The 16,160-nt window shown below is 37.5% G+C and carries 14 protein-coding genes, 3 tRNA genes and 1 other RNA gene; 9 read left to right on the top strand and 9 right to left on the bottom strand.

Annotated elements, in window-relative coordinates:
• Nucleotides 1–9 precede the first annotated feature (9 nt).
• The 5 genes from WFN33_RS09360 to WFN33_RS09340 all read right to left on the bottom strand — a co-directional run bounded on the left by WFN33_RS09360 (nucleotide 10) and on the right by WFN33_RS09340 (nucleotide 3,382).
• Nucleotides 10–84, bottom strand: a tRNA-Gln gene (locus WFN33_RS09360).
• A 30-nt stretch (nucleotides 85–114) separates the two neighbouring features.
• Nucleotides 115–189: transfer RNA gene (locus tag WFN33_RS09355), tRNA-Gln, on the bottom strand.
• A 4-nt stretch (nucleotides 190–193) separates the two neighbouring features.
• Nucleotides 194–1,027 (bottom strand): 4-(cytidine 5'-diphospho)-2-C-methyl-D-erythritol kinase, encoded by an 834-nt coding sequence (gene ispE / locus WFN33_RS09350; RefSeq protein ID WP_336952758.1) that lies wholly within the window; start codon nucleotides 1,025–1,027, stop codon nucleotides 194–196.
• Between the two features lie 25 nt (nucleotides 1,028–1,052).
• Complete coding sequence (gene lolB / locus WFN33_RS09345; protein WP_336952757.1) at nucleotides 1,053–1,661, bottom strand: lipoprotein insertase outer membrane protein LolB; 609 nt, start codon at nucleotides 1,659–1,661, stop codon at nucleotides 1,053–1,055.
• A gap of 8 nt (nucleotides 1,662–1,669) precedes the next feature.
• Entirely contained in the window at nucleotides 1,670–3,382 is a 1,713-nt protein-coding gene (locus WFN33_RS09340; protein WP_336952756.1) for a hypothetical protein, read from the bottom strand.
• Between the two features lie 77 nt (nucleotides 3,383–3,459).
• On the opposite strand from WFN33_RS09340, the gene hemA reads away from it, so the two are divergent.
• Nucleotides 3,460–4,746: a glutamyl-tRNA reductase gene (gene hemA, locus WFN33_RS09335; RefSeq protein ID WP_336952753.1), complete on the top strand. Its 1,287-nt coding sequence runs from the start codon at nucleotides 3,460–3,462 to the stop codon at nucleotides 4,744–4,746.
• Between the two features lie 531 nt (nucleotides 4,747–5,277).
• On the opposite strand, the gene WFN33_RS09330 is transcribed toward hemA, so the two are convergent.
• Complete coding sequence (locus WFN33_RS09330; RefSeq protein WP_336952751.1) at nucleotides 5,278–7,185, bottom strand: DNA primase; 1,908 nt, start codon at nucleotides 7,183–7,185, stop codon at nucleotides 5,278–5,280.
• A 118-nt stretch (nucleotides 7,186–7,303) separates the two neighbouring features.
• Complete coding sequence (locus WFN33_RS09325) at nucleotides 7,304–8,326, bottom strand: outer membrane protein assembly factor BamD (RefSeq protein ID WP_004819623.1); 1,023 nt, start codon at nucleotides 8,324–8,326, stop codon at nucleotides 7,304–7,306.
• Nucleotides 8,327–8,397: 71 nt separating this feature from the next.
• Here WFN33_RS09325 and rluD point away from each other — a divergent pair, with 71 nt between their 5' ends.
• The 4 genes from rluD (at nucleotide 8,398) to WFN33_RS09305 (ending at nucleotide 13,016) form a co-directional block, all read left to right on the top strand.
• Nucleotides 8,398–9,450: a 23S rRNA pseudouridine(1911/1915/1917) synthase RluD gene (rluD, locus tag WFN33_RS09320; RefSeq protein WP_336952749.1), complete on the top strand. Its 1,053-nt coding sequence runs from the start codon at nucleotides 8,398–8,400 to the stop codon at nucleotides 9,448–9,450.
• Nucleotides 9,451–10,096: 646 nt separating this feature from the next.
• The gene (gene pgeF / locus WFN33_RS09315) at nucleotides 10,097–10,840 is read left to right on the top strand and encodes a peptidoglycan editing factor PgeF (RefSeq protein ID WP_336952747.1); all 744 of its coding nucleotides are present in this window, start codon (nucleotides 10,097–10,099) and stop codon (nucleotides 10,838–10,840) included.
• A 126-nt stretch (nucleotides 10,841–10,966) separates the two neighbouring features.
• On the top strand, nucleotides 10,967–11,521 hold the full coding sequence (locus tag WFN33_RS09310; protein WP_336952745.1) for a flavodoxin family protein: 555 nt from the start codon (nucleotides 10,967–10,969) through the stop codon (nucleotides 11,519–11,521).
• A gap of 181 nt (nucleotides 11,522–11,702) precedes the next feature.
• Nucleotides 11,703–13,016: a hypothetical protein gene (locus WFN33_RS09305; protein ID WP_336952744.1), complete on the top strand. Its 1,314-nt coding sequence runs from the start codon at nucleotides 11,703–11,705 to the stop codon at nucleotides 13,014–13,016.
• A 54-nt stretch (nucleotides 13,017–13,070) separates the two neighbouring features.
• Here WFN33_RS09305 and smpB read toward each other — a convergent pair whose 3' ends face one another.
• Nucleotides 13,071–13,547, bottom strand: coding sequence for an SsrA-binding protein SmpB (gene smpB / locus WFN33_RS09300; protein ID WP_004722477.1), 477 nt, complete (start codon nucleotides 13,545–13,547; stop codon nucleotides 13,071–13,073).
• A gap of 159 nt (nucleotides 13,548–13,706) precedes the next feature.
• On the opposite strand from smpB, the gene coaD reads away from it, so the two are divergent.
• The 4 genes from coaD (at nucleotide 13,707) to WFN33_RS09280 (ending at nucleotide 15,008) form a co-directional block, all read left to right on the top strand.
• A complete protein-coding gene (coaD, locus tag WFN33_RS09295; protein ID WP_004722475.1) occupies nucleotides 13,707–14,198 on the top strand; it encodes a pantetheine-phosphate adenylyltransferase in 492 nt (163 codons plus the stop codon).
• 1 nt (nucleotide 14,199) lies between these two features.
• On the top strand, nucleotides 14,200–14,463 hold the full coding sequence (locus tag WFN33_RS09290; protein WP_336952742.1) for a YfhL family 4Fe-4S dicluster ferredoxin: 264 nt from the start codon (nucleotides 14,200–14,202) through the stop codon (nucleotides 14,461–14,463).
• A gap of 26 nt (nucleotides 14,464–14,489) precedes the next feature.
• An RNA gene (gene rnpB / locus WFN33_RS09285) (RNase P RNA component class A) lies at nucleotides 14,490–14,867 on the top strand.
• Nucleotides 14,868–14,931: 64 nt separating this feature from the next.
• A tRNA-Met gene (locus WFN33_RS09280) sits at nucleotides 14,932–15,008 on the top strand.
• A 79-nt stretch (nucleotides 15,009–15,087) separates the two neighbouring features.
• Here the strand turns inward: WFN33_RS09280 and WFN33_RS09275 are convergent.
• Nucleotides 15,088–16,044 (bottom strand): RDD family protein, encoded by a 957-nt coding sequence (locus WFN33_RS09275; protein ID WP_336952740.1) that lies wholly within the window; start codon nucleotides 16,042–16,044, stop codon nucleotides 15,088–15,090.
• Between the last annotated feature and the right edge of the window lie 116 nt (nucleotides 16,045–16,160).

The following is a 16,160-nucleotide window of genomic DNA, read 5'->3' as shown; positions in this document are numbered from 1 at the left end:
TGTATTTAATGGCAGGGGCGGCTGGATTCGAACCAACGGATGCCGAGATCAAAACCCGGTGCCTTACCACTTGGCGACGCCCCTAAAATACAACGATCTACAGATGAAAAATGATGGCAGGGGCGGCTGGATTCGAACCAACGGATGCCGAGATCAAAACCCGGTGCCTTACCACTTGGCGACGCCCCTATCATTACACTGTAAAATGAGTGAGTGGTGATTCATTCAAACTGTTGACCAAATAGGCTTTACAGGGTGAATACTTTAAAACATCATCAATCTTCATTTGTTCAGTGACTTCAACAAAAACACAAGCACCTGTACCTGTAAGCTTTGCTGTACCGAACTGATCTAAATACTGCATTGCTTCATCAACTTCAGGATATAAATTTCTTGCCAGTGGCTCAAAATCATTTCTAAAATTGGATGGCTTTAGCTGATAGGCGCAAAATTTAGTAGGCTTCGTATCTCTTGTCAATGTTTTTTGCGAAAAAAGTCGTTGAGTGCTGATAAAACAATCAGGTTTTAACACAATGTATTGTTTTTGATCTAAGTCTATGAATGTTAAGTGTTCACCTATACCTTCAGCCCAAGCATTACGACCATGAACAAAGATTGGAACATCTGCACCCAATTTCACCCCAAACTCAGCCAGTTGCTCAGTATTTAAACCGCACTGCCAAAGTTGATTGACCACGACCAATGTAGTGGCAGCATTGGAAGAACCACCACCTAGACCTGCACCCATTGGAATATTCTTTTCGATACGAATTTTTAAACCAGATGGCTGTGTGGCATAAGGTTTTAAAATTTGAACCGCTTTATAAATCAGATTATGTTCCAAATCGACGTTACTAAAACCTTCAAGACTGATTTCTGGTTGAGAATGTTCTGTTTGGGTGAATTCTAACCAGTCATACAAATCAATCAGCTGAAAAATACTTTGCAACTCGTGATAGCCATTTTCACGGCGACCTGTGATATGCAAAAACAAATTCAATTTTGCTGGAGAGGGAACACGAATCATAGATTTCATTGTCTAAGGTAAAGATTTAGCGGTTTTGAATCACCATTGTAATACGATTTTCCTGACCAGATTCAAGTTGTTGTTTTAAAATCAGCTTGTTGGGCAAGCTTGCTTGATTATTATAACTAAAATCTACAGTCCAGCCATCTTCAATGATTTGAGCAATACGTTGAGTATTGTCTCTTGTGATTTGTGCATTTTCAGTGGCAGGGTAGGCTTGAACCCAATCGACAATATGCGTAATAGGTGCATTCCAGCCTGTGGCTTTTTCAAGCAGTTCTTCTGGTGTTTCAGCCGAAATTGACCCTGTTTTAGCGCTGTTTAGAGTAACTTCCCCAGATTTTCCTTCAATAATGGTTTTGCCAATGCCTAAGATCCCATTCAATTGGATGTTAAAATCTTGTTGGTCTTGCGTCCATGTATAGAACGCACTGCCAGACTGTTTAGGTGTTTTTACCCCAATTTTCCCTTCAAGATTAAATTGATTTGATGGTTTTTGCTGAGGCGCTGTGGCATCAGTGGGTGCCGTAAGCGTTGGTGTGGTTGGTGCAGGCTTTACGACTTGCTGACAACCCGTGAGTGTAAAAACTGTTGCTGCAGTTAGGCTACAAAAGATCTGTGGAATGTGACGCATACAAGTCATTAACTCTTTTTAATATGTTGCGGTAATATTAATGAATCTAATTGATTTAATTGAGGATCATTTGGGTGATTTTGTTTGAGTTGTTGTAACACTTCATTAAATTGAGCTAACGCACCTTGCATATACAAGGATTTTGCATATCGAATACCGATGTTTACACTATGACTCAAATTATAAGCTTTCGATAAAATGTTTGAGGCAGCATCAAAATCATTTTGCAAGAATGTGATATATCCCAGCGTATCTAAAATCGAGGCTTGATCTGGTGCAGAGTCTAAGGCATGTTCAGCATACTTTCGCGCTTCATCTAAACGTCTATTTTGTAGTGCAAGCGTATAGGCATAAGCATTTAAATAAGCAGGATTATTGGGCTCTAAAGTTAAAAGTTGTTTCAGTGCTTTATCAAGTAAATCACGATCCTCAAATGGATCAAGAAGCAGTATTTCTGAATAGAGAATTTCAGGATCATCAGGCAAGTTCTTCACTGCTTCAGTGAGTAATCTCAATGCTGCTTTTTTATTGCCCATGCGTTTTAAAATCTCAGCTTGAGCCTGATATAAGAAACTTGCATGTTGTGGATAATTGACACGTTCTTGGGTTAAAAACCGCAAAGCATCATTCATCTTGTCTTGTCTTTCAAAAATCGAGACCAGATTACGGCGTGAAACCGTATATAAGTTCCCATCAACCAGACGATAATAGGCTTTTGCCGTTTCATCATTTTGCTTTCGTTCAGCATTTACTGCCAAATAAAAATAAGCTTCATTTTGATAACGTGACGAATAACGTAATTCCACCAAATATTGTTCAGCTTGATCTAGCTTTTTTAAATCAATCGCAGTTAAACCTGCGATAAATAGGGCTTCTTCAGCATCCGGCCAAGTTTGGATAATAGATTCTAATTTAGTTAAGGCCAATTCAGATTGATGAATCTTGATCAAATATTTAACTTCAGCTAGACGGATATCATAGTTATATTTGTTTTTACGACTACTTCGATCATACCATTTTAAAGTCGCTTCTTGGTCACCCAAAGCCTCTAATAAATTGGCTTTCATCAAAATAAAGCCAGTCACTTTTGAACGTTTTCTTAGTGCTTTATTGACAGTTTTTAGCGCTTGCTCGATTTCATCGTTTTGCGCTTCCAAACCTGCAATTAGAATAAGCACAGAAGGGTTATTTTTTTCTTTACTCGCTCTCAGTGTACTGAGCAGATTTTGACGATCTACTTCTGATTCTGGTGCAATTCCTTCTAAAATCTTTTCTAAATCAGCGTTAGGGTCAATGTTGAGAATACTGTCTAGGGTTTCTGCAGCAAGTTCGTATTCATGTGATTTGAGCGCAATATGTGCCAAGTAAAATTTTGCAGGAACATCTTCAGGTTCTTGTACAACCCAATGGGTGGCAATGTCTAAAGCGGCTTTTAAATCATTTTGTTCAATTGCAACATTCAAGGCACGTTGCTTAATGGTGGTTGAATTACTACGAATTGCGAGCACAGTATAATTGTGTAAAGCAGTTGCTGTATCATTATAAGCCAATGAAAATTCAGCAATAATACTTTGTTTTAATGCATTAGTATTATATTTCGCATGATAAAATTCTCCAGATGCTCTAATATGAGCACTAGAAGCCATGCTACCAACCAGTAAGAATGTGGTAGAATATTGCTTAATTGTCATGCCGCTTAAGCGGTTGTTTATTTGACGCAATTTTTCCGAATCCAAGTATGCTTTTTATGACACCGTTATTGCACAATAGCACAAATTTAACGAAATGATGATCTGATATGTCTTTCTTTGCATTGGGTGTCAACCATCAAACTGCCTCTGTTGAGCTACGTGAGCAAATTGCTTTTAATCCAGAACGATTAAAAGATTTATTTGCTGTAGAAAGCCTTCGCCAAAATTTGAATGATATGGTGGTGGTCTCAACATGTAATCGTACTGAAGTCTATGCCATGGCTGAAAATGCCGATATGGTATTAAATTGGCTCGCCCAAACCAATGGTATTGATGTAAAGCAATTGTCAAATCATGTATATCGTTATGAAAATACCGATGCTGTTTCGCACTTGATGCGAGTCGCAAGTGGTTTAGATTCGTTGATGCTAGGTGAGCCACAAATTCTTGGGCAGGTTAAAACAGCACTATCAATCTCAAAAGATGCTGAAATCGTCTCGCAAAACCTAAATCAAATATTTGAATATGCATTTTATGCAGCCAAACGGGTACGTTCTGAAACTGCAGTGGGTAGCCATGCTGTTTCGATGGGATATGCAGTTGCTCAACTTGCATTGCAAGTGTTTAGTAAGCCTGAACAGCTTACAGTTATGGTGGTTGCCGCAGGTGAAATGAACAGCTTGGTGGCGAAACATTTGGCTGAAATGGGTGTTGCAAAAATCCTGATTTGTAATCGAAGCCGTGAACGGGCAGAAAAATTAGCACAAGAAATAGCACATCGTGTTGAAGTAGAAATTATTCCATTTGATGAATTAACTTCGAATCTCTATCGTGCGGATGTAATTTCGAGTTGTACAGGCAGTTTGCATCAAGTCATTGCTTATGCAGATGTGAAGTTTGCTTTAAAAAAACGTCGTTATCAACAAATGCTTATGGTCGACTTAGCTGTACCTCGTGATATAGATCCAAAAGTTGAAAGTTTGGATGGTGTGTATTTATACGGTGTGGATGATCTACAAAGTGTAATTGATGAAAATTTAGCACAACGACGTCAAGCTGCGGTTGAAGCTGAAGTCATGGTTAATCAACTGGTGACCCAGTTGGTGACTCAGCAAAAAGTAAAAGAAGCGGGGAGTACAATTCAACAATTTCGTGAACACGGTGAAGAACAACGTCAGATGGAATTGTCGCATGCTTTAGAACGTATTCAGGCAGGTGAGGATACTCAACATGTACTTGAGGATTTTGCGCATCGTTTGACCCAAAAGTTATTGCATCCTTCTTCAATTTTATTACGCAATGCGGCGCAAGATGAAGATCCATCACATTTTGAGTGGATGAAAGAAAATATTCAGGATATTTTTGAACAAGAAAGAAAACCAAAAGCGAAGTGATTATTTTTTAAAATAATGTGATTTAATGTTTTTGCTTCGCCAGCTATTATTGGTGTATCTATTCGTGCGATCAAATTAGAATAATGTAATTAAGGTAATTAAAATGCTTAAAACTTTATATATTCATATTATTGTGTTTGTCAGTAGAATACTTTTCAAAGCCTGTAAAAGACAGTGATGTATTATTGAACCAAGCAATTAAGGATCTACATCGCCTCTCTATTTCGGGTGGAGTTATGGGGGTAATTGATTCAGTTGATCGATGCTATAAAAATCTCAAAAAACTAAACTATATAGCTTTTATCTAGATTATTCAGGGCGGTTATTGGATGCACTTATGGTCGAAAGTATAAATGCACACTCAGACTCTAATTTCCCTACTACCGTGTTGTTTAGTGATGAAAACTTTCAAAAACGTATATTTATAAACCTATATAAGCCTCATGACTCCTCAATGGAAGAGGCCAATAGCCATATGAATTTTTTGTATTACAAAATACTCGATAAGCTCAATGAAGCGTTTATTAAAAATTAATGATGTACCAGCTTTAAACTAATTTGTTTAGTCAGTTCATTGAGTTGTTTACGTAAATTACGTGATTCACTTAACGAAGTTGGGGCTTTAAGCTTTAATTTTAAATATTTCTCTTGCAAGGCTAAAGAGTAATCTGAAGCCAATTTATCTGCCATTTCAGGCGCTTCAGCCAAAGCCTGAATATTAGTGCGTTGGATGATTTCAGATAATTCCAAATGATAAGCGCCACATGCACCTAAAATATAATAGGTTGCAAGTTCTTGATCGTCTGGTAGCTCGTCAAAGACACGGTCAAATACGGCTAAGATCTGCGCCAATAGTTCATCTGGATGAATCAATGCGCGTAATACTTCAAAATGAATATACAAAAATGGGTGTTGCATCAAAATCGCAACAGCAAAGTCTTCATCTTTAGTACGAATATTAAATGACAATGAGGCATCTAAGCTGACTTGAGGTTGCCATTTTCGATTAAAACCTAATTTTTCTTTAAAGAATTGTCTTAATAAATAGCGATAAGAACCTTGCTTAGGCAGTAATTCCGTTAGTTGATTGAGTTCAGCCATCACCTGACTTTTGCCCTCAGGTGTAGCAACATCATAATTTTGACTTAACAATGCAAAGACAAAATCTGATAATAATGGGGATTGTTGCCATATACGTTGAAAAGTTTCAAAACCCTCTTTACGAATCAACGAATCTGGATCATGCTCTTTGGGTAGAACAAAGAATTTAAGTTCACGACCATCATTTAATAATGGCAGGGCAATTTCTAAGGTTCGACGTGCTGCTTTTTGTCCCGCGGCATCACCATCAAATGCAATTGTGATCTGATTGTTCTGCTTAAATAAAATATTTAAGTGATCAGCATTGCTGGCTGTACCTAATGTTGCTGTTGCCCCAGAAATCCCATTCTGTTGTAAGGCGATCACATCCATATAGCCTTCTACCATGAGCCAATTTTGCGCACGGTCTTTACGCCCTTCATACAAGCCGTAAAGGAGTTGATTTTTGTGGAAAACTTCAGAATCAGGTGAGTTAATATATTTCGGTTTGATTTCATCATTCAATGCGCGACCACCGAAACCGACAACACGACCTTTGTTGTCTCGAATTGGGAAAATCACCCGATCACGCAACAAATCGAAGTCACGACCACTATCACTGGTACGAATTAACCCCAGCAGTTTTAAACCTTCAATATCTTGTGGAAAGGCTTTTTCCAAATGTTGCCAATCTTCTGGTGCATAGCCTAAACGCCAATATTGGATGGTTTCGCTACTTAAGCCACGATGTTTAAAATAATTCTGCGCGACTTTACTGTTTGGCAATTGCCGTTCATAAAATTGTGCAATATTTTCTAGAAGATCATAAAGGTTACCATCTTGAGGGATTTGGTTAAAACCAGTTGGATCAAATTGGGTTGGATCGAAATGCTCTGGATCTGGATATTGGCTAAAAGCTTCGAAAGGATCAACTTCACGTGGCTGAACATAATCTGTTTTTTGCTCAGCGGGTTTAGAATCTACTAATTTATCTTCTACAGCCTTCACTGCTGGTTTAGGCTTGGATACTTCACGCTTATATGACAATTTTTTATTGTCATGATTGTCTTTAGGAAGTTCGACACCTGCATGGCTGGAGAGTTCTTTCATGACATCGACAAAGTTTCGATTATCAATATCCATTAAGAAGCGAATGGCATTGCCATTTGCCTGACAACCAAAGCAGTGATAATACTGTTTATCACGGTAAACATGAAAAGAGGGGGACTTTTCCTGATGAAAAGGGCAACAGCCTGAATAGGTGCGACCAGTTTTTTTCAATTTCACACGTTGACCAATCAGATCGACAATATCTGTGCGATCCAAAACTTGATCTATCGTGTGCTGAGGAATAGCCATAAATTTAATGTCATGTATCGTTTAAACTAATTTAAAGTTTAACGTAGTTTTGCTTCTAAAAATATCGATGAATAAAAAAGACGGGTAAAAACCCGTCTTGATTTGTCGCAATCAATATTTATTTACGTTGTCCATCATACAAACTTTCATCTGCGCGTGCGGGTTCTTTAGATACTTCACGATTTGGACGATCAAGTAAGCCAAAACTCACTTTATTCAACAAGCTTGATTTTTGTTCTGCTTGATCAGACGTTTCAGAACTCGCTTCTTGTGATACTTCTGCTTTATCACCACGACCTAAAATACCTAATGTTGCACGGTTCCACCAGCTGGCTTCTTTACGTGCTGCGCGTATATTCACTTCACCATTTGATTTAACAAGGTTCGGGTAGTTTTGCTTAAGCACGCCAATGTACTGTTGTGATGTTTCTTTATCGCCCAACTTATCATAACCATATGCCATAGTTGCTAAGGCTTCAGGAACTTGAGGGGTTTGAGGATAGTGTTCAATCACCCATTGTGAACGTTCAATCGCAGCCAAATATGCTTTACGTTTAATATTGAAACGTGCAGTATTCATTTCACTTTCAGCCAATTCTTGACCGATGTATTTCATTCGCTGTGCGGCATCAACTGAATACTGGCTTGAAGGGTAGCGACGAATTAAGTCGACAAAATTTTGATAGGCAATTTTTAAATAACCTACATCACGATGCGCTTGTTTTAATGAGGTATAGCGAAGCAAACTGTCATAGTTTTGCTCCATATTGGCTACACCACGGACATAGTAGGCATAGTCTAAATTCGGATGTTGAGGATTTAAACGGATAAAACGATCTGCCAGTGCAATTGTGCCTTCATAATCTTTTTGCTTAAATTTTGTGTAAAGCAATTCAAGCTGAGCTTGTTGTGCATATTGCCCAGTCGGAAAATAAGTATCCATTGCTTCTAACGCTTTTGCAGCATCGCCATATTGCCCACGGTCTAATGATTTTATCGCATTATTGTAATAAGTCTGCTCATTTGATTTCGGGCCTGTATCAACAACATCCTTCTTCGGATTGCTGCTACAGCCGACAAATGCAGTTGCTAAGCCTACAGTTAAAGCAAGCATTGTGACTTTATAACGTGGTAGCGACATAAAAATTCCTCTGTTTATACGGGCAATAGGCTACAATTGCGCTATTAAACCACTTTTGTCCGAATGAGCAAATGACTTCAGCACACTCTTCTAATTCTAATTTCCCAGAAAACGATTTCAATTTACTTGAAGATTCTGAGGATGCAGATAATCATAATTCTGCACCAACTGCAACACGTTTATCGTTGCAATTTCAACTGGATGAAAGCTATTTAGGGCAACGTATTGACCAAGTCGCAGCACTGGTTTGGAACGAGTTTTCTCGTGAAAAACTCAAGCAGTGGATGAAAGAAGGTCATTTGTTGGTAAATGGTAACATTGTCAAGCCTAAGTATAAATGTGAAGGCAATGAACTTCTATGTTTAGATGTTGAGTTAGAAGCACAAACTTCTGCACAACCTGAAAATATACCTTTAAATATTGTTTATGAAGATGACGATATTATGGTCATCAATAAACCAGTAGGTATGGTTGTACACCCTGGGGCTGGTAATCCAAATGGTACTCTAGTCAATGCCTTGCTTTATCATTATCCAAAATCTGCCGAATTAACTCGCGCGGGTTTAGTGCATCGTATAGATAAAGATACCAGCGGCTTATTGGTTGTTGCTAAAAATCTGGAAGCTCAATTTTCTTTAAGTAAGCAATTGGCTAAAAAAACAGTTTACCGTGTATATGACTTGATTTGTTATGGTCATATTATTGCAGGTGGTACGATTGATGAACCGATTAAGCGCCATCCTGTAGATCGTGTAAAAATGGCTATTTTACCAGGTGGCCGTGATGCAGTGACGCATTACAATGTTAAAGAACGTTTTCAAAATTTTACCCGTGTACAGGCGCAACTTGAAACAGGGCGTACTCATCAAATCCGTATTCATTTCACCTATATTGGTTATCCATTGGTGGGTGATCCAGTCTATGTTAGCCGTGTTAAAGTTCCAGCAGGCGCTTCTGAAAAACTGAGCAGTGCATTGCGTAATTTTAAACGCCAAGCTTTACATGCGTCTAAATTGGGCTTAGTTCATCCACGTACAAAAGAAGAAATGATGTTTGAAGCACCATGGGCAGATGATTTCGTTGAGTTGGTAGAAGTTCTACGTTCTGAAAATCAAGCGTATTGATTGATTTGTATTATAAAGCTGCTCAATGAGAGCAGTTTTATAAAGTTATTGGGTAACCACAACTATCTTTTGTCCTGTTGAAAAAATCGGCGTATATTTTGATTGATCCCTTACTCATTCTGATGACATTATTCTGTTTTGATAGGCAGAGTTGACCTGAAAATCTTCGAAAATAGAAGTGATTCGACTATGAAATCTTTTGCTTAAGTAATCTTTTGCAAGGTAATGATGTTGCGACATACGCTAAGTTATTTTATTTATAATAAGTTCGATTGAGGTGGTATTTTGATTAAATTAAAGACCAAAATTTTGTAGTGATATCCCTCAATAGGCATTTCATAACCACTCAAGCGTTTCTATTTTTAAAGTATCCAGAAGGATTGACGTAATGGATATAAATACTACAACTTATTAATATCCATGTTTAATTCAAGTCGAATAAGACATAAGGATCTAATTTTTTAGGGATTACCCGCTATTCAAGTTTTAATTGATATTGTTAATTTTGATTAAAGAAATAACAGTAAATTTGGTTGAAATTTTTAGCTTTACTAATCAATTAAATTAATTAAAGTATTGATCAAAGGTTGATTGAATTTGTTATAGTTATAGAGTCGTGAAATGATTTAAATAGGAAATGTGGCAGATGCAATTTGTTCAAGGATTACCTCAAGGTGTATATGTCGGACAGACACATATACAGCACCCAAAGGCTTTGCCATCTGTACAGCCTGAACTTGAAGGTTTTAATTTGGCATTGCATGTAAATGATGATCCTAAACGTGTACAACAGCATCGTATGATTTTATTAGATGAATTTGCTGAATGGGGTGTCAATAAAATCACGTGGATGACTCAGACTCACAGTACAATTTGTCATACTGTCAATGAAGAAATGACCTTTACAGCATTGGTCGGTGACGGATTAGTTACACAGAATCAAGGGCATGCTTTGATGATGATGACAGCTGATTGTTTGCCTGTTGTATTAGGCAATAAGATGGGTAGTGAAGTTGCAAACTTACATGCAGGTTGGAGAGGGTTAGCTGGGGGGATTATTGAAAATACAATTGCCAATATGAAATCTCAACCTACCTGGGCTTGGTTAGGTGCAGCGATTAGTCAAGCTTGTTTTGAAATTGGTATAGAAGTAAAAACTGCTTTTTGCTCTAAATATGCTGAATTAGAAACAGCATTTGTAAAGAGTGAGCAACAAGGTAAGTATTACGCTGATTTATATGCGATTGCACGTTACATTCTCAAACAGCATGGGGTCGATGTGATTACAGGCGGGGACCAATGTTCTTATCGACAAGATCAAGATTTCTATTCTTACCGCCGTCATGCAAAAACAGGTCGTATGGCAACTTTTGTATTTATTCATAATTAATTCTTTATTTTTAAATAGATTTATTGCAGTTTAAAAAATCTATTAATGCGTTTTCTGAACATTACAAGAATTGTTTAAAATTGAATAGATGTTAAACTTGAGCAAATTTGTTTGTTTTCAATTGATATGTCTTTATCTGCTAAATCTATCGCGATCGTTTACCACAGCCCATTTGGTCATACTGCAAAAGTTGCGAGTTATATTGCACAAGGCGCAGTAAAGATTGGTGTAACTGTCCATACCATGGATATTGAGCATATTGACTGGGATATTTTGGATCAGGCGAATGCTATTATTTTTGGTTCACCTACATATATGGGAAGTGTTACAGGTCCATTTAAAATGTTTATGGACTCGACATCTAAACGTTGGAAAAATCGTGATTGGGAGGGCAAGCTTGCTGCCGCATTTACCAATTCAGGTGGTTTAAGTGGAGATAAGCTTTCCGTCTTACAACAAATTAATATTTTTGCTATGCAACATGGCATGTTATGGTCTGGATTGCCTTTAATGCCTACAGGTGTGAAGCCTACAGATTTAAATCGTATGGCGGGTTACTTAGGGTTAATGACACAATCAGATAATGCACCTGTTGAAATTACACCGCCCTCAGGTGACTTGCAAACTGCAATATGGTTTGGAGAATATATAGCATTACTCATAAATAAAATTGCGGTATAATGATGCATTGTAATTACATAAAAAAACAAAAAAATCATAAATAAAAATCCTTTAGAATCATTGTGAAAGTTGGCTGATATAGAAAAATACTGGATTCATTGAGTTATTGACTGTGTTAAGCCTATTTTTTACTATCATTTTCATATAGTTTTGACCAATAATAAAAAATTGAGCATATGATATGGATATTAAGGCTAGAAAAATTATTAAAATCATGAAGATGATTTTAATAAATGGTCTGTTGGTTACTCCGATTTATTGTTTTGCAAACACTTTGCAGTCTGAAGGATTAACCGAATTAACAGACAAGGAGCTTTCTAAAGTCAGTGGTCAGGCATTGATGAGTTTGAGTTATATTGCACCCAATGACTCGGTGAATAAGATGCAAGGACTAGGAGTTGGTTTTTATAAACTGGGCCTTGAAGCTGATCTTGAACTGAATGCCAATATTAAAAAACTACAATTGGGTTGTGGGGGCGCAAATGGTGCAGGTGGATGTGATATTGATATTGATAATTTGAGCCTTTCTGGTCTAGCAGATACCCGTGAAGGTCGTGTAGGTTCAAGTGCAAAACTGACTAATCCATTTATAGAATTTGCGATTAAAAATCCTGATACTGCTTCGACAAGAGAAGTGGTGGGTTTACGCTTAAGTGCTGAAAAAGCATTGGGTTTGTTAACAGCAGGTACTGAAAATTCAAACTCACCAAATGGTATTAATAGTCTAAGTGGTGCTTTAAAAATTAAAGCAACAACAGGCATTGCTAATACAACTGCAAGGAATTTACAATATGCTGATACAGATATGTCTATTAAAGGTAATATCAAACTAGGCATTCTTCCAACAGCAAGTTTTCAGACAAATGACTATAATCTAGGGCTACAATCTACTGGCGCTACATTAGCAATTAATGGGAAAACTTTATACGGAAATCGTATGAATAGTGCCCTTTTAACTGGAACAGCTAAAATTGATGAGCTATTTTTCAATGGTTCAATTAAGCCAATTCTTGCAGGTATTGATTTATCTTTTTTAACATTAAATGCCAGTGGGAGTATTTCTGGTTTAACTGCAAATTTAGATATTAATCAAAGCTTAGGATACATTCACAAGCTACAATTGAATAATCCATTTTCTTTATCATTACAGCAACAATCAGTGTGGTGGCCAAACGCGGAAATTGCAGCACAAAGAGGATGGTGGCTAGCAATTGAAGATGAAATTGATATTGGCAAAGTGACACCATCGAATACAATTGATGTGACGAATGATGTTTTGAAACAAGTTGTACCTAGTTTAAATGAATACCTTGCTAAATCTGAGAATACAGTGAAATGTCCTGGTGTAATAGGTTTATCTTGTATTGCGAGTGAGGTAGCAATTGGGGAAATTAATTTGTCGGGCTCAAATCCATTATATTTTCCGATTAAAGATTTGAAATTGGCAACTCAGGATTTTGCTCCTAACTGTTATGGTTCTTTAAAATTTTGTTAAAAGACTGCTGCAAGAAAAAACCTCCATTTGGAGGTTTTTTATATTAATAAGGCATTATTTATGCATGATTCGCGATTTATCACGTTGCCAATCACGATCTTTTTCAGTTGCACGTTTGTCATGTAACTGCTTACCTTTTACCAAAGCAATCTCCAGTTTTGCCAAATGACCTTTCCAGTAACATGCTAAAGGGACACAGGTATAACCTTTTTGATTGACAGCACCAAGTAACTTTTCAAGTTCACGACGCGAGAGCAACAGTTTACGTGTGCGTGTTGCTTCAGGGACTACATGAGTAGATGCTGAAAGTAAAGGTTGAATTTGAGCACCGAAGAGAAATGCCTCGTTATTTTTAAAGGTGATATAGCTTTCAGTAATGGTCATCCGTCCAGCACGTAATGACTTGACTTCCCAACCTTGTAAAGAAAGCCCAGCTTCAAATTTTTCTTCAATAAAATAATCGTGGCGTGCACGTTTATTTTGTGCAATCGTCCCACTATTATTTTTTTTAACGACAATGTTTTTCGACATAATACAAATATTCCAAGAATAGCCTTATTTTGCCTCAAACTTGGCTTCAGGTGAAGTCATTTCACAATTAAACCCCAAGCTAAATCAAAAGAGGTTATTCGCTAATATTTAAGTTTTTGATAAACTATAGCCCTACATAACAAACTAGAGTACAAATGGATGTCTAAAACTCGTGTCATCTATCCAGGAACTTTTGATCCAATTACCAATGGCCATGTTGACTTAGTCGCACGTGCTTCAAGAATGTTTGATGAAGTTGTGGTCGCAATTGCAATTGGACATCATAAAAATCCAGTCTTTAGTTTGGAAGAACGTGTAGAGTTAGCAAAGATATCCCTCAAACATTTACCCAATGTTGAGTTTGTCGGTTTTGATGGGTTATTGGTAAATTTTGCACGTGAACAACATGCTACAGCAGTGTTACGTGGCTTAAGGGCTGTTTCAGATTTCGAATACGAATTTCAACTTGCGAATATGAATCGTCAGCTTGATCATGATTTTGAAACAGTATTTTTAACACCATCAGAGCAATTTTCATTTATTTCTTCGACGATGGTTCGAGAAATAGCACGATTGAAAGGTGATGTGGCAAAGTTTGTTCCTCAATGCGTTGTCGAAGCCTTCCATCGTAAACATCAACAAGGTTGGTAGTGTGTCTTTAATTATCACTGATGAATGTATCAATTGTGATGTATGCGAGCCTGTATGTCCAAATGATGCCATTTTTATGGGGGAGGAGATTTATGAAATCCATCCGAACCTATGTACAGAATGCGTTGGGCATTTTGATCAACCACAGTGCGCGCTTTTCTGTCCAGTCGACTGTATTCCGCTCGATCCGAACCATGTAGAGAGCCAAGAAGATTTGATGGAAAAGTATAAAAAACTAATTGCTCAAAAAAGCGCAAGCAATTAGCCAAGAAATTTGTTAGGATACGCCCCGAAGTGAGCCAGACGATCGCTGCTGTGGAGATCTCCGTGATTGAAGCAGGGGAGGAAAGTCCGGGCTTCATAGGGCAAGGTGCCAGGTAACGCCTGGGCGGTGTGAACCGACGGAAAGTGCAGCAGAGAGTAGACCGCCTTCAATATCGTTTCTTTTCGGAGAAATGGAAGGTAAGGGTGAAAGGGTGCGGTAAGAGCGCACCGCATGGCTGGTAACAGTTCATGGCATGGTAAACCCCACCGGAAGCAAGACCAAATAGGGATCCTATAGGCATGGCCCATGCTGGATCCGGGTAGGTCGCTTGAGCGTATGAGTGATCATGCGCCTAGAGGAATGATCGTTCTAGACAGAACCCGGCTTATCGGCTCACTTCGATGAATTTTATTTTAATTAGTGCTTGACGTAATATTGTTTACAGCAGATAATGCGCGCACAGTTTTAGGCTATGTAGCTCAGTTGGTTAGAGCACCGCACTCATAATGCGGGGGTCACAGGTTCAAGTCCCGTCATAGCCACCATTTTTATAGACCACGTTTCCAAAAACGTGGTCTTTTTTTATCTTCCAGATTTAAACTTTACAAATGGGACTTGGTTTTGTTAAAAACCAAGGTTCAATCCCGTACTATCTCCAATATAGGTTAGGCTACTTTTATGTGTCTTTTTATAATCATAAAGTGTTGTTTTTGATAATTTCGCCAAACCAAATTGATAAGAAAAGTTAAATTGCACCTGATTGATGTTGTATTGCGTTAAAACTTCAGCGTGTTGTCGATCAATTTTTTCTAGCAATGTTTCAGCACTATCAATGTTATCCAGATAATCTGGCTGATTTACATTTAAAATTAAAACCTGATTTGTGGATTCAGCCTCTCCGATGAAGGTATGACGACTTTCAACTTGAGCATTTTTAATGTCATGGGAGATTAAAGTAAAATCATTGGCTGACATTGCTTTGGTTTGGAAATAACCCCATAAATTGACGGAAAAAATAACAATTGTTAGCAGCGCAATGATGTAGTAATGAATATTCCATACAGCTTGACGTGGAATATTGGATTGAGCGTTTCTGAGTATTTGAGTTTCACTGAGTAGATCGTGAAGAGATTGTTGGCTATTTCCATTAAAAATTGCCAAATAGAAGCAGGCAAAAACGATACTTTGAAAAAAAGCCACAAGCAGACTGAGTAAAAGATGCTGAGTTGAATATGTTTGTAAATAACCTGCAAAGCAAAATGGAATGATAAAGATGCTTGATCTAACTAGAGAGCGCACAAATGGAATTGAAGCACCATTTAAGTCTTTTACCCTAATTTTACAAAGGATTTTCCCAATGGTTTTACCATTTCCTATCTGACTGTTAAAAGCAGCAAAATAAAATAGACAGAGGAGCGTGCCTATACATTGGAAAATAAAAGGAGAATTTTCAAAATAGGGGTACAGTATTTTGCCCGTCACTAAACAGGCTACGCCGACGGTAATACAGTCGATGATAAATGCGAATAATCGAGGAAATATAGGGGCGGCTTTTTGAGTTTCAGTAGTAATTTTAGACATGGGTTTGGTTTAATTAAGTTTATGAAAATATTAATAATTAATTTAAATTTAACGTATTATAGGGTTTTTAATGAAAAATAACCAGAAAAATATTACTGAGCTATCACGCTTTTTAG

This window comes from Acinetobacter sp. AS167 (assembly GCF_037152175.1).
Lineage (GTDB): Bacteria > Pseudomonadota > Gammaproteobacteria > Pseudomonadales > Moraxellaceae > Acinetobacter.
Note: the sequence above shows the minus strand (reverse complement) of the source record. Positions and strands in the feature narration are given on the sequence as shown.